Annotated in this window: 20 protein-coding genes; 17 read left to right on the forward strand and 3 right to left on the reverse strand. The window is 71.0% G+C overall.

What is annotated here, in order from left to right; genetic code table 11:
- The first annotated feature begins 38 nt into the window (after positions 1–38).
- From fdh to ABZ707_RS08010, 4 genes are all read left to right on the forward strand, one after another.
- Positions 39–3,311, forward strand: a complete 3,273-nt coding sequence (gene fdh / locus ABZ707_RS07995; protein WP_360169581.1) for a formate dehydrogenase — start codon at positions 39–41, stop codon at positions 3,309–3,311.
- Positions 3,308–4,252 (forward strand): 4Fe-4S dicluster domain-containing protein, encoded by a 945-nt coding sequence (locus tag ABZ707_RS08000; RefSeq protein ID WP_360169584.1) that lies wholly within the window; start codon positions 3,308–3,310, stop codon positions 4,250–4,252. The genes fdh and ABZ707_RS08000 overlap by 4 nt, the downstream gene beginning before the upstream one ends.
- Positions 4,249–5,256 (forward strand): NrfD/PsrC family molybdoenzyme membrane anchor subunit, encoded by a 1,008-nt coding sequence (nrfD, locus tag ABZ707_RS08005; protein WP_360169587.1) that lies wholly within the window; start codon positions 4,249–4,251, stop codon positions 5,254–5,256. Before ABZ707_RS08000 ends, nrfD begins: the two co-directional genes overlap by 4 nt.
- A gap of 117 nt (positions 5,257–5,373) precedes the next feature.
- The gene (locus tag ABZ707_RS08010) at positions 5,374–5,862 is read left to right on the forward strand and encodes a flavin reductase family protein (protein ID WP_360169590.1); all 489 of its coding nucleotides are present in this window, start codon (positions 5,374–5,376) and stop codon (positions 5,860–5,862) included.
- 56 nt (positions 5,863–5,918) lie between these two features.
- Here ABZ707_RS08010 and ABZ707_RS08015 read toward each other — a convergent pair whose 3' ends face one another.
- Entirely contained in the window at positions 5,919–6,272 is a 354-nt protein-coding gene (locus tag ABZ707_RS08015) for a DUF6479 family protein (protein ID WP_360169593.1), read from the reverse strand.
- Positions 6,273–6,494: 222 nt separating this feature from the next.
- On the opposite strand from ABZ707_RS08015, the gene ABZ707_RS08020 reads away from it, so the two are divergent.
- The 12 genes from ABZ707_RS08020 (at position 6,495) to ppk2 (ending at position 14,746) form a co-directional block, all read left to right on the forward strand.
- Complete coding sequence (locus tag ABZ707_RS08020; RefSeq protein ID WP_360169596.1) at positions 6,495–7,400, forward strand: cation diffusion facilitator family transporter; 906 nt, start codon at positions 6,495–6,497, stop codon at positions 7,398–7,400.
- A gap of 95 nt (positions 7,401–7,495) precedes the next feature.
- Positions 7,496–7,672 carry a hypothetical protein gene (locus tag ABZ707_RS08025; protein ID WP_360169599.1) on the forward strand — a complete coding sequence of 59 codons (177 nt, stop codon included), beginning with the start codon at positions 7,496–7,498 and terminating at the stop codon, positions 7,670–7,672.
- A complete protein-coding gene (locus ABZ707_RS08030; protein ID WP_360169602.1) occupies positions 7,669–8,169 on the forward strand; it encodes a monovalent cation/H+ antiporter complex subunit F in 501 nt (166 codons plus the stop codon). Before ABZ707_RS08025 ends, ABZ707_RS08030 begins: the two co-directional genes overlap by 4 nt.
- The gene (locus ABZ707_RS08035) at positions 8,162–8,476 is read left to right on the forward strand and encodes a DUF4040 domain-containing protein (RefSeq protein ID WP_360169605.1); all 315 of its coding nucleotides are present in this window, start codon (positions 8,162–8,164) and stop codon (positions 8,474–8,476) included. The genes ABZ707_RS08030 and ABZ707_RS08035 overlap by 8 nt, the downstream gene beginning before the upstream one ends.
- Positions 8,473–9,210, forward strand: coding sequence for an MnhB domain-containing protein (locus tag ABZ707_RS08040; protein WP_360169608.1), 738 nt, complete (start codon positions 8,473–8,475; stop codon positions 9,208–9,210). Before ABZ707_RS08035 ends, ABZ707_RS08040 begins: the two co-directional genes overlap by 4 nt.
- A gap of 7 nt (positions 9,211–9,217) precedes the next feature.
- Positions 9,218–9,568: a sodium:proton antiporter gene (locus ABZ707_RS08045; protein ID WP_360169611.1), complete on the forward strand. Its 351-nt coding sequence runs from the start codon at positions 9,218–9,220 to the stop codon at positions 9,566–9,568.
- Positions 9,565–11,328: a proton-conducting transporter membrane subunit gene (locus tag ABZ707_RS08050; RefSeq protein ID WP_360169614.1), complete on the forward strand. Its 1,764-nt coding sequence runs from the start codon at positions 9,565–9,567 to the stop codon at positions 11,326–11,328. The genes ABZ707_RS08045 and ABZ707_RS08050 overlap by 4 nt, the downstream gene beginning before the upstream one ends.
- 126 nt (positions 11,329–11,454) lie before the next feature.
- Positions 11,455–11,625, forward strand: coding sequence for a hydrophobic protein (locus ABZ707_RS08055; RefSeq protein ID WP_360169616.1), 171 nt, complete (start codon positions 11,455–11,457; stop codon positions 11,623–11,625).
- A gap of 349 nt (positions 11,626–11,974) precedes the next feature.
- Positions 11,975–12,325, forward strand: coding sequence for a PRC-barrel domain-containing protein (locus tag ABZ707_RS08060; RefSeq protein WP_360169618.1), 351 nt, complete (start codon positions 11,975–11,977; stop codon positions 12,323–12,325).
- 190 nt (positions 12,326–12,515) lie between these two features.
- A complete protein-coding gene (locus ABZ707_RS08065; protein ID WP_360169910.1) occupies positions 12,516–13,385 on the forward strand; it encodes an RNA polymerase sigma factor SigF in 870 nt (289 codons plus the stop codon).
- 173 nt (positions 13,386–13,558) lie between these two features.
- Positions 13,559–13,777, forward strand: coding sequence for a hypothetical protein (locus tag ABZ707_RS08070; protein WP_360169620.1), 219 nt, complete (start codon positions 13,559–13,561; stop codon positions 13,775–13,777).
- A 12-nt stretch (positions 13,778–13,789) separates the two neighbouring features.
- Complete coding sequence (gene ppk2 / locus ABZ707_RS08075) at positions 13,790–14,746, forward strand: polyphosphate kinase 2 (protein ID WP_360169623.1); 957 nt, start codon at positions 13,790–13,792, stop codon at positions 14,744–14,746.
- Between the two features lie 57 nt (positions 14,747–14,803).
- Here the strand turns inward: ppk2 and ABZ707_RS08080 are convergent, their stop codons facing one another.
- The gene (locus ABZ707_RS08080) at positions 14,804–15,322 is read right to left on the reverse strand and encodes a GNAT family N-acetyltransferase (protein ID WP_360169626.1); all 519 of its coding nucleotides are present in this window, start codon (positions 15,320–15,322) and stop codon (positions 14,804–14,806) included.
- A gap of 313 nt (positions 15,323–15,635) precedes the next feature.
- On the opposite strand from ABZ707_RS08080, the gene ABZ707_RS08085 reads away from it, so the two are divergent.
- A complete protein-coding gene (locus ABZ707_RS08085; protein ID WP_360169629.1) occupies positions 15,636–16,382 on the forward strand; it encodes a DUF4118 domain-containing protein in 747 nt (248 codons plus the stop codon).
- Between the two features lie 56 nt (positions 16,383–16,438).
- Here the strand turns inward: ABZ707_RS08085 and ABZ707_RS08090 are convergent, their stop codons facing one another.
- The gene (locus tag ABZ707_RS08090) at positions 16,439–17,794 is read right to left on the reverse strand and encodes a DUF2252 domain-containing protein (protein WP_360169632.1); all 1,356 of its coding nucleotides are present in this window, start codon (positions 17,792–17,794) and stop codon (positions 16,439–16,441) included.
- Positions 17,795–17,836 lie beyond the last annotated feature (42 nt).

Below are 17,836 nucleotides of genomic sequence, written 5' to 3' on the forward strand. Positions count from 1 at the left end.
GCCGGGCCCCAGGGACCGCACACGCGCTGGAGGAAGCGATGGGTGTCCGCAAACTGATCCGTGACTGGCCCGCCTACCGGCAGCTCACCGGATCGGATCCACTCGGACGCGGCCGGGCGGCCATGTCGTCGTACACCGAGGCACTGCGGCCTCGCACGGACACCGCCGACCGGGTCGCGCACTCGATCTGTCCGTACTGCGCCGTCGGCTGCGGTCAGCAGGTGTACGTCAAGAATGACCGTGTCGTCCAGATCGAGGGGGATCCCGACTCCCCGATCAGCCGGGGCCGGCTCTGCCCCAAAGGCTCGGCGACACTCCAGCTCACCACCGGTCCGGCCCGCCGCCACCAGGTGCTCTACCGGGCTCCATACGCCAAGGAGTGGGAGCCGCTCGACCTGGAGACGGCCATGGACATGGTCGCGGACCGGGTCGTGGAGACGCGCCGCCGCACCTGGGAGTGGGAGTACGAGGGCCTGCGCACCGCACGCACGCTGGGCATCGCCAGCCTCGGCGGAGCCACCCTCGACAACGAGGAGAACTACCTCATCAAGAAGCTGCTGACCGGGCTCGGTGTGATCCAGGTGGAGAACCAGGCCCGGGTCTGTCACAGCTCCACCGTCTCCGGCCTCGGTACCTCGTTCGGACGCGGCGGCGCGACCACCTTTATGCAGGACCTCCAGCACGCGGACTGCATCGTCATCCAGGGCTCCAACTACGCCGAGGCGCACCCCGTCGGCTTCCAGTGGGTCATGGAGGCGAAGGCGCGCGGCGCCCGCATCATCCATGTCGACCCGCGCTTCACCCGCACGAGCGCCGTGGCCGATCAGTATGTACCGATCCGCGCGGGCAGCGACATCGCCTTCCTCGGCGCGATCATCAATCACGTGCTCACCGAGGAGAAGGACTTCCGGGAGTACGTGCTCGCCTACACCAACGCGTCCACGCTGGTCAGCGAGGACTTCCGGGACACCGAGGACCTCGACGGGGTCTTCTCCGGCCTGGACGAGGAGCGGCACCACTACGACCCCAGGAGCTGGCAGTACGAGGGAGCCGAGGTCCAGTCCCCGTCCGGGGACGTCGACGAACAGTACGAAGCCCGTGCGGAGGACGCCGACGCGCAGACCAGGATCGGAATGGCCGGCGGCTCCGAGACCCATGGCTCGGGCGGCGCCCAGGCCGCCGGGCGGCCCAGGCGGGACGAGACCCTCCAGAATCCGCGCTGTGTCTACCAGATCCTCAAGCGGCACTACGCGCGCTACACGCCCGAGCTCGTGGAGGAGACCTGCGGCATCCCCCGGGAGGACTTCCTGAAGGTGTGCGACGCCCTGACCTCCAACTCGGGACGCGACCGCACCAGCGCCTTCGTCTACGCGGTGGGCTGGACCCAGCATTCGGTGGGCTCCCAGTACATCCGCGCGGCCAGCGTGCTCCAGCTTCTGCTCGGCAACATCGGTCGCCCCGGCGGCGGCATCCAGGCCCTGCGCGGGCATGTCTCCATCCAGGGGTCCAGCGACATCCCCACTCTCTTCAACCTGCTGCCCGGCTATCTGCCGATGCCGCACGCGCACGCCCACGAGAACCTCGACGCGTTCATCGACGCCAGCCGCACGGAAAAGGGCTTCTGGGGCAATATGCGGGCCTACTTCGTCAGCCTGCTGAAGGCGTACTACGGCGACGCGGCCACCGCGGACAACGACTTCTGCTTCGCCCATCTGCCACGCCTGACGGGCTCGCACTCCACGTACGACACGGTCCTCGCCCAGCTCGAAGGCGTCTGCAAGGGCTACTTCCTGATGGGGGAGAACCCCGCTGTCGGCTCCGCCAACACCCGCCTCCAACGGCTGGGCATGGCCAAGCTGGAGTGGCTGGTCGTACGGGACTTCTCGCTGATCGAGTCGGCCACCTGGTGGCAGGACGGGCCGGAGATCGAGACCGGCGAGATGCGCACCGAGGACATCGGCACCGAGGTGTTCTTCTTCCCGGCCGCCGCCCACACCGAGAAGTCGGGCTCCTTCACCAACACCAACCGCTGGCTCCAGTGGCATCACGCCGCCGTGGAGCCCGAGGGCGACACCCGCAGCGACCTGTGGTTCATGTACCACCTCGGGCGCCGCATCAAGGAGAAGCTGGCCGCCTCCACCGACCCGATGGACCGGCCCGTCCAGGACCTGGCCTGGGACTACCCGGTGGACGGCCCGCTGAGGGAGCCGATCGCCGCGGCCGTGCTCGCCGAGATCAACGGAAACGCGGCCGACGGCTCCCCGCTCAGCGCGTACACCGAGCTGAAGGACGACGGGTCCACCCGGTGCGGCTGCTGGATCTACTGCGGAGTGTTCGCGGACGGCGTCAACCAGGCCGCCCGCCGCAAGCCGCACACCGAACAGGACTGGGTGGCCTCCGAATGGGCCTGGGCCTGGCCCGCCAACCGGCGCATCCTCTACAACCGGGCCTCCGCCGCGCCGGACGGCACGCCCTGGAGCGAACGCAAGGCGTATGTCTGGTGGGACCAGGAGACGGGCAGATGGACCGGACGTGACGTCCCCGACTTCATCGTCGACCGCGCACCCGACTACGTACCGCCGGACGACGCGACGGGGCCCGACGCGCTGCGCGGCGACGACCCCTTCATCATGCAGGCCGACGGCAAGGGGTGGCTGTACGCGCCCGCCGGGCTGGAGGACGGCCCGCTGCCCACGCACTACGAGCCGCAGGACTCGCCGTTCACCAACGCCCTCTACCCGCGCGCCTCGCGCTCGCCCGTACGTCAGCTCATGCGGCACGAGGGCAACCGCTACCACCCCAGCGGTGACGAACCGGGCGCCGACGTCTACCCCTATGTGGTCACCACCCACCGGCTGACCGAGCATTTCACCGCCGGCGGGATGAGCCGCTGGTCGCCGTATCTCTCCGAACTCCAGCCGGAGTTCTTCTGCGAGATCTCCCCGCGGCTCGCCGCGGAACGCGGCCTGGAGCACGGCGGCTGGGCGACGATCGTGACGGCGCGCAACGCCATCGAGGCCCGGGTGATGGTGACCGACCGGATCAGGACACTGACGGTGCACGGCCGCACCGTCCACCAGATCGGACTGCCGTTCCACTGGGGCCCCAACGGAGTCAGCACCGGCGACGCGGCCAATGAACTCGTCGCCATGGCGCTCGACCCCAACTCGCACATCCAGGAGGACAAGGCGCTGACGGCGGACATCTTCTCCGGTCGCCGCCCGCGCGGTCCCGACCTGCCGAAGCTCGTCGCCGAATACCGCCGGAGGGCGGGTATCACCGCGCAGACCGGAACGGAGACCAGGAAGTGACGCAGAATCTGCTCAGCGGCCCCGAGTCGGACCCGGCCCGCGACGCGGGCCATGAGGACGCCCCGCCCCGCGTGGGCTTCTTCACCGACACGTCCGTCTGCATCGGCTGCAAGGCGTGCGAAGTCGCCTGCAAGGAGTGGAACGCCATCCCGGAGGACGGGATGTCGCTCACCGGTATGTCCTACGACAACACTCAGGCGCTCGGGGCGTCCACCTGGCGGCATGTGGCCTTCATCGAGCAGTCCGTCGCGCCCTCGGCCGCGCTGTCGGTCCCGGCGCCCGACGGACGGACCGAGCTCCCGCTCACGGTCGCCGGAAGGGACGGGGATCCCGCGGCGGCGGGCGGCGGTGGCGACATCCGCTGGCTCATGTCGTCGGACGTCTGCAAGCACTGCACACACGCCGCGTGTCTGGACGTCTGCCCGACCGGCTCCCTCTTCCGTACGGAGTTCGGGACGGTCGTCGTGCAGGAGGACATCTGCAACGGCTGCGGCTACTGCGTCCCGGCCTGTCCCTACGGGGTCATCGAGCAACGGCCCTCCGACGGCCGGGTCTTCAAGTGCACCATGTGCTACGACCGGCTCGGCGCCGGCCAGGAGCCCGCCTGCGCCAAGGCGTGTCCGACGGAGTCCATCCAGTTCGGCCCGCTCGACGAACTGCGCGAACGGGCCGCCCTGCGGGTCGAGCAGCTCCATGCGGCGGGTGTCCCGGAAGCCCGGCTCTACGGGCACGATCCGGACGACGGCGTCGGCGGCGACGGGGCGTTCTTCCTGCTGCTCGACGAGCCGGAGATCTACGGCCTGCCACCGCACCCGGTGGTCACGACCCGCGACCTGCCCACGATGTGGAAGCACGCGGCCACGGCCGCGCTGTCCCTGGCGGGCGGCGTCGCGCTGTCGTTCGCGCTCCCCGCACTGACCGGAAAGAACGGACGGCGATGACCAACTCCGACATCAGCAGGGGCGGGCTCCGGGGCGGGCGGCGCCGTAAGCGGCGCGGCGAGGAACTGATGGTGCCCCGGGCCGAGTTCGACTCGTACTACGGGCGGCCCGTCATCAAGCCGCCGTCCTGGTCGGCCCGTGACATCGCCGGGTATTTCTTCCTCGGCGGACTCGCGGGAGCGGGCTCCGCGGTGGCGGCGGGCGCGCACGCGACCGGCCGGCCGACAACGGCGACCGCGATGAAGATCTCCTCGCTCGCCGCGGTCTCCCTCTCCGCCGCGGCGCTCGTCAACGACCTGGGCCGGCCCAGCCGGTTCGTCAATATGCTGCGTGTGTTCAAGCCGACCTCGCCGATGAGCGTCGGCTCCTGGCTGCTCTCCCTGTACGGGCCCTGTGCCGGGGCGGCGGCGTTCTGCGCCGTCACCGGCCGGCTGCCCCGGACCGGTGCGGCCGCCACCGCGGCGGCGGCCGTGTCCGGGCCCGCCGTGGCCGCCTACACGGCGGTCCTCGCCGCGAACACCGCCGTGCCCGCCTGGCACGGCGCCCACCGCGAAATGCCGTATGTCTTCTGCGCGTCGGCGACCGCGGCAGCCGCCGGAATGGCGCTGGCGGTCGCTCCGCAGCGGGAGAGCGCCCCGGCGCGATTCGCCGCGATGCTGGCGGCGGCGGGAGAGGTGTCCGCGATGGCCGCCGCCGAGCGGCGGCTCGGTGTGGTCGCCGAGACCTACCGGACGGGCCGGGCGGGGAGCCTGCTGCGTGCCTCCCGGGTGCTCACGGTGGCCGGCGCGGCGGGTGCGGCGGGATCGGTGTTTCTCGGCCGGCACGCCCGCCTGACAGCGATGGGCAGTGGTGTCATGCTGCTCGCGGGCTCGGCCTGCACCCGGTTCGGGATCTTCGCGGCGGGCGTCGCCTCCGCCAAGGACCCGGCGTACACCGTGGGCCCCCAGCGCGCCGCGAAGGCCGCGGAGGAGCGCGCCGCGGGTGAACAGCGGCCCTCGGCGTGAGGGCCGGTCACTGACCTACCCGCCGGCGGTGCGGAGGACCGGCCCCTGAGGGCGACGGCCGGTGGCCTCCGGTCCGTTCCGAGACCGGCGGCGGGCGACGAGGCGGAGGAGTGCGTGGTGGCCCAGGCGGAGGACTTCGCCGATCTGCTGGACTACCCGATGTACATCGTGACGGCCGCGTCGGGCGGGAACCGGTCGGGCTGTCTGGTCGGGTTCGCCTCGCAGTGCTCGATCAGCCCGGAGCGGTACATGGTGTGGCTGTCCAAGGCCAACCGCACCTACCGGGTGGCGCGTTCCGCCTCATTCCTCGGTGTGCATCTGCTGACGCCCGACCAGCACGGGCTGGCCAGGCTGTTCGGCGAGAAGACCGGCGACACCACCGACAAGTTCGACGGTGTCCCGTGGCACGGCGGCATCGGGGGCACGCCGGTACTGGCCGGCGTCCCCGCCTGGTTCGTCGGCCGGGTCGAACGGCGCACCGACGGCGGTGACCATGTCGGCTTTCTGCTCAGCCCGGTGGACGGGGACGCCCGCGCCGCCCGGCGGGGCGCGCTGCTCCGCCTGAGCGACGTACTCGATCTGTCACCGGGGCATCCCGCCGACTGACCCCGGCCGGGACAACCGGCCGGGGTGGCGGGAGGGCCAACTGCGCGGACAGGGCCTCAGGTTCCCTCGGGGCGCCCGCCGCGCCCGGTCTCCGCGCCGCCCGACGGCCGCGGAGCCTCGTCGCCATGGCCGCCGAGCTGATGCGGACTCAGCCGCTCGCCGTTGTCCGGGAAGGAGTCGGCGGGCTTCACGTCCTCCTCGACATGGGTGGGGCCGGCCGGCCGACGCGGCTGCTCGGACGGGCGCGGCGGAGCCGCCTGCCTGGAGCGCAGCCGCGCGCCCCACCAGAAGGCGCCGATCAGGAGGGCCACCACGACGAGCCCCGCCACGATCACCAGGGCTCCGAGCCCGGCACCGCTCGCTGCGAGATCGACGGCCTTGCTCTCATGCAAAGTGTTCGGTGCGTTCATGGCCGTCCGCGTACCCGCTGGCACAGACGTCACTCGGTGGCCCGGCCGGCCGGTTTCCCCATCGGCGGGGGACGGTGACGGCGGCGCGGGGCGCGCGTTTGGTGCGGCGGGCGCCGGGCAGTCGGATCCCGTGCTCCGGACAGGAGGCACGTCGGGGGACCGGCGCCCCCGCCGCCGGAGCCGCGCGGGCTCACGGCACGTTCTTACGCAAGGTGAAACGCAGTGAACCGTAAACAGTCCGACGACAAGACCAGGGTGACGGTCCTGATCGCACTCGCGGCCAACCTCGTGATCGCCGCGGCCAAGGCCGCCGGCGGTCTGCTCACAGGTTCACCGGCGCTCCTCTCCGAGGCCGCGCACTCCGTCGCCGACAGCATGAACGAGGTGTTCCTGCTCGCCTCCCTGCGACGCAGCCGACGCCCGGCCGATGAGCGGCATCCCTTCGGCTACGGCAAGGAACGCTACTTCTGGGCGCTGCTCGCGGCCGTCGGAATCTTTGTCATGGGCGGCTGCTTCTCCTTCTTCCAGGGCGTCGAGGCGCTCAACTCGACGGAACGGGAGGCGCCCGGAGGGTACGCGATCGGCCTGGCCGTCCTCGGCGTCGCGCTGATCGCCGAAGGGAGCTCCCTGGGCCGTGCCCTGATACAGGTACGCGGCACCCAGGGCAAGACCAAGGACCCCGCACTGCGTACGGTCATCGCGGAGGACGCGACCGCCGTCCTCGGTGTGCTCTTCGCCATGGCGGGCATGGTGCTCCATCTCATCACCGGGAACATCGTCTGGGAGGCGTGCGCCTCCTTCGCGATCGGACTGCTCCTCGTCTACATCGCCTACCGCCTGGGCGCCGAGGCCCGCGGCCAGTTGGTCGGTGAGGCGATCGACCCCGAACTGCGCCGGGGGATCCGCTCGATGCTCGACTCCCAGCCCGAGATCGACAATGTGGACACGCTGCTCACGATGAAGCTGGGCCTCGACTCCACCCTGGTGGCCGCCCGGATCGATCTGGTGCCCGGACTCGACAGCGAGTCCGTCGAACTGGTCTCGGTGCGCATCAAGGAGTCGGTGTCGCGGACCTGGCCGGAGGCCGACCATGTCTTTCTCGACATCACGGAGGCACCTCCCGGCTGACCGGAGCGGCCGTGAGCGCGTCGCCGGACCAGGGGCGCCGCCGCAGTGCTTTCATTGCCGAATGCCCGGATGGCGGCGTTTGTGGAGGTGAGCCGGTGGCACACAGGATCGTACTCGCCGCCGAGCTGGCGGTGTGGTGGCTGGCCCTGCTCGTCCTCTGGCTGATGCTGATCAGCACCGTCTACCCGCTGGAGGTGCTGGTGGGCGCCGCGGCCGCGCTGCTGGGGGCCGTCGCCGCCACCGGCGCCCGACGAGCCGTGGCGCGGCGGTGAACGGCTGGCTCGTGGCAGCCGCGGCGCTGCTGGTGGCCGGAGCGGGCCCGGCCGTCGTGTGTGTGGCCACCGGCCCGGTCCGCCGCCGTGTGGTGGCGCAGAACACGGCCACGCTGACGGTCTGCCTCGTGCTGCTGCTTCTGGCGCAGGGCTACGGACGGTCCGCGTACACCGACTCCGCCCTGGTCCTGGCGCTGCTCGGGCCGGCGGGCACGCTGATCTACGCCCGGCTGTTCGCCGGGGAACTCCGGGACGATCCGCCGCGCGGGAGAGCGGTCGACGCGCTGTCGGTCCTGTCGGCGGGCGCGGCGGCGGCCGTCGTACTGCCGCTGTGCGTGGTTACGGGACCCGGCAGGGCGCTGGTGAAACTCCTGGTGATCGGGGTGCTTCTGGTGGCCGGCAACCAGGTCTCCGAACGGGCGCTGCGCGGCCTGCCGTCTCCGGAGCCCCCGGACCCGCCCGCGCCGGACGCGCCAGGGGCGGTGCGCCGTGGATGACGTACTGATCGCCGTCTCGCTGCTGCTGGTGGCCGCCGCGGCCACCGCCGCCGTCCTGGTCCGGGACCCGGCCCGGCAGGCGCTGGTGCTCTCGATGCTGGGACTCGCGCTCGCGGTGCTGTTCACCGTGCTCCAGGCGCCCGACGTGGCGCTGTCGCAGCTCGCCGTCGGCTCGGCGCTGACGCCGCTGTTGCTGCTGCTCTCCGTACGCAAGGTCCGGCGGCGCGGTCGCACCGGCACCGGGGATCCGGGACAAGGTCCCGCGAAGAGTCCGGCGGGGGATTCCGCGAAGGGGAAGAGGGAATGAGCGGGCGGCTGCGCCTGTGGGTGCTGGCCGTGGGCGGGGCCGGAGTCGCGGCCCTGTTTCTCGCCGCCTGTTTCGGGCTGCCGCGCTTCGGCGGGGACTCCCATCCGTACGGCGACCGCGCGGTACGCGCCTCCCTGGCCCACCACACGGCGAATGTGATCTCCTCCGTCAACTTCGACCAGCGCGCCCTCGACACGCTGGGGGAGGAGAGCATCCTCTTCGGCGCGGTGCTGGGCACCGTCGTCCTGCTGCGCCAGACCCGCGACGAGCGGCAGGTCGAACCCGCCCCGGCGCCCGTGACGCCGCTGGTCAGCCAGTACGCGCGCTATCTGCTGCCCGTCACGCTCCTGGTCGGGCTGTATGTCGTCGCCCATGGCCAGCTCAGTCCCGGCGGCGGCTTCCAGGGCGGCGTGGTGGCGGCCACGGCCCTGCACCTTCTCTACATCGCCGTGGACTACCGCGCGCTGGAGCGGATCAGACCACTGCGCCTGTACGAAGTGGGCGACGCGGTCGGCGAGGGCGCCTATCTCGTGCTGGGACTCGCGGGACTGCTCGGCGGGGCCGCGTTTCTCGCCAACTTCCTGCCGTACGGGACGTTCAACAACCTCGCCTCCGGCGGGACCGTACCGCTGCTCAACGCCGCCATCGGCATGGAAGTGGCCTGCGCGGTGATCGTGCTGCTCGCGCGGTTCCTGGACCAGGCCGTCGAGATCGAGGAGGAGAACGGAACGTGAGAGCGCGATGATCTCCGTGCTGCCCTACGCGGTGGCCGCCTGGATCTTCCTCGTGGGCTGCTACGGGCTTGCCACCAGCCGCAATCTCATCCACGCGGTGGGCTGTCTCGCAGTCTGCCAGTCCTCCACCTATGTGCTCCTGCTCGCCGTCGGCTACCGCGACCACGGCACGGCCCCGGTCTTCTCGGACATCGCGCCGGGTTCCAGGCCGCTGGTCGACCCGGTCGTCCAGGCCCTGACCCTCACCGATGTCGTGGTGGGAGCGACGATCACCGCGCTGCTGCTCGCCCTGGTCATCCAGGTCGCCAAGCGTCATGGCACGGTCAATCCGGACGAACTCTCCGAGCTGCGCGGATGAATCAGCTCCTGCCGCTGATCGTGGCGGTGCCGCTGCTGGGAGCGGCCGTACTCGTCGCCATCGGGCGCCGGGTGCGCCGTCCCGTCGCCGAGGCCACCGGCTGCGCCGTCGCCGCGGCCACCGCGGCCCTCACGCTGTGGCTCCTGGTGTCCTCGTCCTCCGGGCCGCTGATCGAGTGGGTCGGAGGCTGGCGGCCCCGGCACGGCCGGAGCGTGGGGATCGTATTGGTCGGCGACCGGGTGGCGCTGGGCCTGGCGACGCTTGTCTCGCTGCTGGTCGTGGCCGTACTGGCCTACTCCTGGCGCTACTTCGACCAGCCGCCGCGCGGGCAGGCCGGGTCGTTTCCCGCGCTCGTACTGCTCTTCCAGGCGGGCATGTGCGGCTTCGTGCTCACCGGAGACCTGTTCAACGCCTTTGTCTTCTTCGAGCTGATGAGCGTCGTCGCCTACGCCCTGACCGGCTACCGGGTGGAGGAGGCGAAGGCGGTGCAGGGCGCCCTCACCTTCGGCGTCGTCAATTCGCTCGGCGCCTATGTCACCTTGACCGGCATCGTGCTGCTCTACGCGCGCACGGGTGAGCTGGGCATGCGGGAGATCGGGGAGCGCCTCGACGCGCGGGGCGGCCCCGACGCGCTGGTGCTCGCGGCCTTTGTCCTCGTCCTGACCGGGCTGCTGGTCAAGGCGGCGGCCGTGCCGTTCCACTTCTGGCTGCCGGACGCCCATGCCGTGGCGCCCACACCGGTCTGCATGCTGCTGTCGGGCGTGATGGTCGAGCTGGGCGTGTACGGGGCGTGGCGGGTGTACTGGACCGTCTTCGGCGGGTCCGGCGGTGTGCCGGCGGCCGACGCGGAACGCGCCCTGGTGACGCTCGGCGTGGCCTCCTCGGTGGTCGGAGCCGTCATGTGCTGGCAGCAGCGGCACATCAAGCGGCTGCTGGCGTACTCCACGGTCGCGCACACCGGGCTCTTCCTCGTCGGGCTCGGACTGCTCACCCCGGACGCGACGGGCGGCATCGCGGTCTACGTCCTCGCGCACGCGGGCGTGAAGGCGGCCCTGTTCGCCTGCGCCGGCATCCTCCTGGACCGCTACGGAAGCGTCGACGAACACGACCTGTACGGCCGGGCCGGCCGGCTGCCACTGGTGGCCGGGGTGTTCACGGCCGGCGGGCTGGCCCTCGCCGGCCTGCCGCCGTTCGGTACGGGCCTGGGCAAGGCGCTCACGGAGGAGGCGGCGGGCGGCCCGCTGACCGCGCTCTTCGTCGCCGTGTCCGCGGTGACCGGCGGCGCGGTGCTGAGAGTGACGGCACGCGTCTTCGCGGGATGGGGGCCGCCGCCGCTGGAGGACTCGGCGTACGAGACGAGCGGGGAGCGGGAAGAGCCGGAGACCGCCGGGAGACTGGGACGGGTCCCGGACACCATGCTGGCGGTCCCGGTGGTCCTGCTCGCGGGCAGTCTGGCGACGGGCCTGGTACCGGGCTTCGCCACCGGGGTGGGGCACGCCGTGGACGAAGCGCTGCCGGGCACGCTGACCGTCCCGCCGCACTGGTCGGTGACCGGGGTGGCCCTGGGCCTGCTCTCGTCCCTTCTGGCCGCCGGCGCCGCCCTGTACGCCGTACGCCGCCCGGCGCGTCATCCGGCCCGCGACTGGACGGCGCCGCTGCGCCGACTCCATTCGGGTCATATCGGGGACTACGTCGCGTGGCTGCTGGGAGGCATGACACTCCTGGGAGCACTGGCGCTGCCGGGGTTCCTCACAGGCTGATCCATGAATGCGCCGGCCGTCCGGAAGAGCGCATCCGAATGCCCCGTGCTTAGAATGCGAAACGCGCAACCTTGCACGCATGACCGCGCTGACTCGGGGAAAACGGCTGCTTGGAGGTTGATAACCATGGTTCCCCTGCTTCTCGTTCTCCTGCTCGCGCTGATTCTTTTCGGTGCGGGTTTCGCACTCAAGGCCCTGTGGTGGATCGCGATCATTGTGCTGGTCGTGTGGCTGCTCGGCTTCCTTATCAGGCCCGCCGCCGGCGGCGGCCGTAGGGGGCGCTGGTACCGCTGGTAGAGAGCGCCACTGAGCAGCATCGATGCGGGTGCCCGGACGACATCGTCCGGGCACCCGCATTTTTTGTGCGGCGCCGGAAGGGATTCGGCACGGCTCGCGTGATTCCGCTGTGCGGGATGATCCTCGGGGTACACGGGAAATGTGGCCGGGGCGACCGCCGTACAGCGCAGGGGACCGCGCCTCCAACACGGCATCGCCCCGGCCCGCCTGACGGGAAGGAAATTCCCGCCCCGACATCTTTCCGATGTGTAGGAAAAGAGCGCCGGGGCACCCGGAAGACCGAGGGGCGGTCGCCGGTAATACGGCGACCGAATTCCCCGGTCACCATCGTCGATGAAGGAGCCGTGTTATGAGCGAGAACATCTGGGGCTACCAGCCGACGAGCGGTCACACCGCGGGCACCAGCCTGGTCGGGTACAAGGTCGAGGCGACCGACGGAACCATCGGCAAGGTCGACAAGCACTCCGAAGACGTGGGCGCGGCCTATCTCGTCGTCGACACCGGTGTCTGGATCTTCGGCAAGCATGTCCTGCTGCCGGCCGGCACGGTGAGCCGTATCGACACGGCCGACGAGAAGATCTACGTCGACCGGACGAAGGCTCAGATCAAGGACGCGCCGGAGTTCGACAAGGACAAGCACCTCGGCGACGAGGGCTACCACGAGCAGCTCGGCGGTTACTACGGCGGACGCCACGCCTGAGGACCCCTTGAGCGACCGGTACATACCGGGCGATAGGGGCTGATTCCGCCCCTGCGGTCAGACAATTCTCAACTTCTCTGACCGCGGGGGCGTAGCCCTGCGCTTCGGGGGCAGGTGAGCCGACAGCAGAGTCCCCGACCCCGAAGGTGCTGACGACGTGACCATATCGACGCAGTCCGCAGTGACGTCCGTGCAGCGGACCGCCGCCGGTCACCCGGCGTCGGCCGATGTCCTCGTGGGTGAACTGCCCTGGATCGAGGACGCGGGGAAGATCGCCCCGAAGGACGCGAGGGAGTTGTCGAGGCTCTTCTTCGATCAGCTCCAGGTCCTCGAAGAAGGCACGCGTGAACACCAGTACGCGCGCAACACGCTGATCGAGATGAACCAGTCGCTGGTGCGGTTCGCCGCGGGCCGCTTCCGCAACCGAGGCGCCGACGAGATGGAGGACATCCTCCAGGTCGGCACGATCGGCCTGATCAAGGCGATCGACCGGTTCGATCTGTCCCGCGAGGTCGAGTTCACCTCCTTCGCGGTCCCTTACATCGTCGGCGAGATCAAGCGTTTCTTCCGTGACACCACCTGGGCCGTCCATGTCCCGCGCCGGCTCCAGGAGCTGCGGGTCGAGCTGGCCAAGGCCAAGGAGCGGCTGGCCCTCGCCCTCGACCGCGAGCCGACCGTGGCGGAGCTCGCGAAGGATCTGGAGCTGAGCGAGGAAGAGGTCATCGAAGGTCTCGTCGCCGCCAACGGCTACAGCGCCGGTTCCCTCGACGCGCCCAGCGACAGCGGCGACGACGGCCAGGTCAACAAGAGCGGGCGCACCTACGCCGACACGCTCGGCGGCTGCGACCCCGCCATGGAGCTCGTCGAGGACTTCCAGGCCCTGGCGCCCCTCCTGGTCGAACTCGACGACCGCGAGCGCCACATCATCGAAATGCGCTTCGGCCAGGAGCTGACCCAGTCCGAGATCGGCGAGCGCCTCGGCATCTCGCAGATGCACGTCTCCCGCCTGCTCTCGCGCACCCTGACCCGGCTCCGCGCGGGCATGCTCACCGACCGGTGAGAGGCGCGCGGCCGGCCCCTCCGGCCTGCCGGACGGGGCGGGCCGGGTGGCCGGTCGCGCCGCGCTCCGGCTACCGCGGTTGTGCATGACGGGGAATGATGAGGTAGACACCTTTCCAGCGGGTCGATCGGCATACGGGCCGCGCGGCCGCTCGACTCTCCGAACGGTTGTGCATGCCTTCTTCACCGTCCCGCCAGGATCCACTGCGGGGACCGAGCGTGGCGGCCGCGCCGAACGCGCGTCCGCAGCACCGCGACATCTTCCTGGAGCCGCGCTACACCGTTGAACTGCCGCCATTGCACGACGGCGAGGGGGACGACGACGTCGACGCCGACAGCGTGTTCGACCGGCCCCCGACACGACGCCGTACGTCCCCATCGCGCCGAGGGTAGGAGCTCGACCGGATGAGTCGTGAGGAAAAGGACCGCCATCTGCTGCGCGGACTGACGGTCGACGACCGCCGCCCCGAACAGCCGGTGCTGCTGGACGAGGCGGGGCGGCCCATCCGGACGTGGCGTGAGAACTACCCGTACGACCGCCGGGTCGGGCGGCGCGAGTACGAGCAGCGCAAACGGGTGCTGCAGATCGAACTGCTCAAGCTCCAGCGCTGGGTCAAGGACACCGGACAGCGGTTGGTGGTGGTGTGCGAGGGGCGTGACGCGGCGGGCAAGGGCGGCACGATCCAGCGGTTCACCGAGCGGCTCAACCCGCGTGGAGCCCGCGTCGTCGCACTGGAGAAACCGACGGAACGCGAAGCCGGCCAGTGGTACTTCCAGCGGTATGTCGCCCATCTTCCGTCCGCCGGGGAGATCGTCTTCTTCGACCGCTCCTGGTACAACCGTGCCGGTGTGGAGCGGGTGATGGGATTCTGCACCCCGGACGAACACGAACTGTTTCTCCAGCAGACCCCGCTGTTCGAGCGCATGCTCGCCGAGGACGGCATCCTGCTGGTGAAGTTCTGGTTCTCCGTCTCGCGTGCCGAGCAGCGCACGCGGTTCGCGATCCGGCAGGTCGACCCGGTACGGCAGTGGAAACTCTCGCCCACCGACTTGGCCTCGCTGGACCGGTGGGACGCGTACACGGCCGCCAAGGTCGACATGTTCCGGGCCACCGACACCAAGTACGCGCCCTGGACCGTGGTGAAGACCAATGACAAAAAGCGCGGCCGGCTGGAGGCGATGCGCAGCCTGCTGTGGCGCTTCGCGTACGACAACAAGGACGGCGAGGCCATCGGCGAGCCGGACCCGCTGATCGTGGGTCCGGCGGACACGCTCCTGGAACCGGGCGAGGAGAGCTCGGACCTGTCTCCCACACCGCTGGCGGACCGGCTGTCCGGCCCGGGTGACCATCCGGACCGCTGACCCGCCCGGAGGTCCGTGGAGTGTCCCGGAAGCGGCGCCGTCGCTTCCGGGACCCGGTCAGGGGGCGGGGGTCGCCGCGCCGTCGTCGTCCCAGGTGATGTCGTAGTACCGGAGCTGCCCGTCCTCCCCGACGAACCGCATACCGGCCGCGGTCATCACGCGCTGGGACGCGATGTTGTCGAGATCGGCGTCTCCTCTGACGCGGACGATGCCGCGCTCGCGTGCGAACCGCAGCAGCCCGCGCAGGGCCTCGGAGGCATAGCCCCTGCCCCGCACGGAGGGGATCAGGCCGTATCCGATCGTCACGACGCGATTCTCGTCGGGCGCGCCGTGGAAGCCGAGCCCGCCGATGGCCCGGCCGTCCTCGCGGGTCCGTATCTCGTACGCGCCGAAGGGCCCCGGATCGCCGGTTATCGCAAAGGTCGTCAGAAAACGCCTGGCGCCCACCATGTCACCGTCGGCCGGATATCCGGGCGCCCAGTGGTCTCCGTCGTCAGGCTCTCCCGATGCCACCCGCTCCGCCTCCACGACGGTCAGCGGATGAAGCACGAGCCGCTCTGTCACAAGATCATCCATAACAGGGAGACGTATCACGCGGCACGGGTGGCGACGGCCGTTTTCTGCCGAACGCGATCACCCGTCCGCCCGTGTGCCACCGGCCCGGCGTCGCCGTCCAGGAGGGTGGAGCACCGGACGGCCCGGCCGATCCACGAAGACCGGCCGGAGAGGACCACGGCCCGTGCCGGTCGGGCGCTCGGCAGGGACTCATCAAGACTGCGGGCGTCCCGGGCCGGCTGCCACGCCCGGTGGGACCATGGAAGGGACGGGGGAGCCGGCCCGCGGCGCCGGCTCCCGGCTGTCCGACGCATGGAAAACGGCGAGGTGGACCATGAGATTCGCGCTTCGTGACCGCATCGCCCTGGGGCTCTCGCTGGTCGCGCCCCTTGTGGTCGCGCTGCTCCTGGTTCCGTTCCGTACGGGCCTGGCGAGCACCAACCTCGCGCTGATCCTGGTGGTGGTCGTGGTGGCCGTCTCCGCCCTGGGAAACCGCCTCGCCGGGGCGGTGGCCGCGCTCTCGTCGGCCGTATGGTTCGACTTCTTCCTCGCCCGGCCGTTCCAGCGGTTCACCATCAACGACACGAACGACGCCGTGACGGCGGTCCTGCTGCTGGCGGTGGGGCTCATTGTCTCGCAACTGGCCGCTCATGCCCGGCGGCTGCGTGTCACCACGGTGATCGACGCCGGGCTGCTCGCCCGGGTCCATGACACCGCCCGGCTGGTCCAGTCGGCCGGATCCCCCGATGCCGTAGTGGCGCAGGTCAGGGGACAGCTCATCGAGATACTCGGGCTGCGCGGCTGCCGCTTCGAGTACGGCAGTCTCCTCGGGCACCCGGCACGGCTGGAACAGGACGGCACAGTCGTCGTGGACCGGGAGCCCTGGGATCTCGAACGGCTCGGCTGGCCGCCGGGAGAGATCGAGCTCCGGGCCGCGGGCAATGGTCACTACCGCGGGAGATACATGCTGCGGCCCTCTCCCGACGTCGTCCCGTCCCGCCAGGCCCGATTGGTCGCCGTGACGCTCGCGGACGACACGGGTGCGGCGCTGGACACCGCGGGCCCGGTCTCCGACGGGTGAGACGCCCCTGCGCCCCCCGGGAGACGCGGCTGCGGCCGACGTACTGAGACGGCGTCCTACGGCCGCTTGACCGGCCCCGGCCCGGCGGCGGGCAGCCGTCCCGCCGCGAGCGCCGCGGTGAGCGCCGCGTGGTCGGCCGCGTTCCGGTCGCTGTAGCGCAGCGCGAAGTCGGCGATCGCGCGGGCGAAGGCGTCGGTGCCGCCGAGGTAGTGCGCGATGGCCACGCGGTCGCCGGAGCGGGCGTGCGCGCGGGCCAGGGCGGTACCGCACAGCTTCGCGTAGGCGTACAGCGAGTCGGGCGGCATGCCCTCGACGGCCGTGGAGCCCTCGGTGTCGCGCAGCCGCCGCCAGTAGAAGTGACGGCCCTCGGGCCCGGTGACCCAGCCCAGGAAGATGTCGCCGGCCGCCTGGAGCAGCCGCTGTCCCGCCACCACCCGCTCACCCTGCTGGGCGTACGCGCTTCTTCGCAGATGGGGTTCGAGCACGGATCTCTCCGCCTCCTTGATCTGGAGGAAGAGGGGTTCACCGGTGTTACGGCCCTCCAGCAGCACGACATAGCAGCGCGTGCCGACGCTCCCGATCCCGGTGACCTTGCGCGCCGCCTCGACGAAGGCGAAGCGGTCGAGGAGCGTACGCCGTGCCTCGGGAAGCGTGCTCCGGTAGCCGGTGAAGATCGTACGCAGAGCGGCCGTGTCGAGCCTGCCGAGCGGTTCGAGCAGGGGCGGGTCGGGGGTGAGGCGGCGCCGTCCGTCCGGCGCGTCGGTCAGTCTCTCCAGCGCCCGCAGCGCGGTGCGCTGCCGTGGCGGCGCCGGCTCCGTCTCCGCCCGTTTGTGCTGCCCCGGCCGTACGGGGAGCGGGACGCCGTCCGCCGGGCCGGTCTGCTCGTACCAGACGTCGAGTTCACCGAGGGCGGCCGAGCGGCGCATCGACTTCCGGTACGCCTCCGCCGCGGCCCGTACGGCGCGCCGGGCCTGGGCACCGGAGTGGCCGTTGTCGAGGGCGGCGACCGCGATGCTCGCACCGAGACGCTTCACATCCCATTCGAACGGTCCCGGCAGGGTCTCGTCGAAGTCACCGATGTCGAAGAGCGAGCTGCCGTCGGGGGCGGTGGAGACGCCGAAGTTCAACAGGTGCGCGTCGCCGCAGAGCTGGACGGTCAGCCCGGTGCGGGGCTGGCCGGCCAGATCGGCGGCCATCACGGCGGCGGCGCCGCGCAGAAAGGCGACCGGCGACGCGGCCATCCGTTCGTAGCGCAGCGGCAGAAGTTCCGGGGCCCGGGTCGCGGCCTGCCGCGCCAGTACGGTCAGCGGATCGAGGCGGTCCGCGCCCGGTATCCACAGTCCGTGCGAAGAGCGGGACGCCTGCCTGCGCGCGGCACGGCCGAGGTCCGCTCGTCCGGCGGGCGTGGTCATGGGTCCCCTCTCGCTCCAACGGCCGGTGATCTGTCACGGCTC

The organism is Streptomyces sp. NPDC006923 (assembly GCF_040635655.1).
Classification (GTDB): domain Bacteria; phylum Actinomycetota; class Actinomycetes; order Streptomycetales; family Streptomycetaceae; genus Streptomyces.

What these genes read in the sequence shown, in the direction of transcription:
- fdh (WP_360169581.1), top strand. Translation starts at nt 39, where the DNA reads ATGGGTGTCCGCAAACTGATCCGTGACTGGCCCGCCTACCGGCAGCTC.
- ppk2 (WP_360169623.1), top strand. Translation starts at nt 13,790, where the DNA reads ATGAGTCGTGAGGAAAAGGACCGCCATCTGCTGCGCGGACTGACGGTC.
- ABZ707_RS08085 (WP_360169629.1), top strand. Translation starts at nt 15,636, where the DNA reads ATGAGATTCGCGCTTCGTGACCGCATCGCCCTGGGGCTCTCGCTGGTC.
- ABZ707_RS08070 (WP_360169620.1), top strand. Translation starts at nt 13,559, where the DNA reads ATGCCTTCTTCACCGTCCCGCCAGGATCCACTGCGGGGACCGAGCGTG.
- ABZ707_RS08055 (WP_360169616.1), top strand. Translation starts at nt 11,455, where the DNA reads ATGGTTCCCCTGCTTCTCGTTCTCCTGCTCGCGCTGATTCTTTTCGGT.
- ABZ707_RS08040 (WP_360169608.1), top strand. Translation starts at nt 8,473, where the DNA reads ATGAGCGGGCGGCTGCGCCTGTGGGTGCTGGCCGTGGGCGGGGCCGGA.
- ABZ707_RS08045 (WP_360169611.1), top strand. Translation starts at nt 9,218, where the DNA reads ATGATCTCCGTGCTGCCCTACGCGGTGGCCGCCTGGATCTTCCTCGTG.
- ABZ707_RS08050 (WP_360169614.1), top strand. Translation starts at nt 9,565, where the DNA reads ATGAATCAGCTCCTGCCGCTGATCGTGGCGGTGCCGCTGCTGGGAGCG.
- ABZ707_RS08015 (WP_360169593.1), bottom strand. Translation starts at nt 6,272, where the DNA reads ATGAACGCACCGAACACTTTGCATGAGAGCAAGGCCGTCGATCTCGCA.
- ABZ707_RS08080 (WP_360169626.1), bottom strand. Translation starts at nt 15,322, where the DNA reads ATGGATGATCTTGTGACAGAGCGGCTCGTGCTTCATCCGCTGACCGTC.
- nrfD (WP_360169587.1), top strand. Translation starts at nt 4,249, where the DNA reads ATGACCAACTCCGACATCAGCAGGGGCGGGCTCCGGGGCGGGCGGCGC.
- ABZ707_RS08090 (WP_360169632.1), bottom strand. Translation starts at nt 17,794, where the DNA reads ATGACCACGCCCGCCGGACGAGCGGACCTCGGCCGTGCCGCGCGCAGG.
- ABZ707_RS08060 (WP_360169618.1), top strand. Translation starts at nt 11,975, where the DNA reads ATGAGCGAGAACATCTGGGGCTACCAGCCGACGAGCGGTCACACCGCG.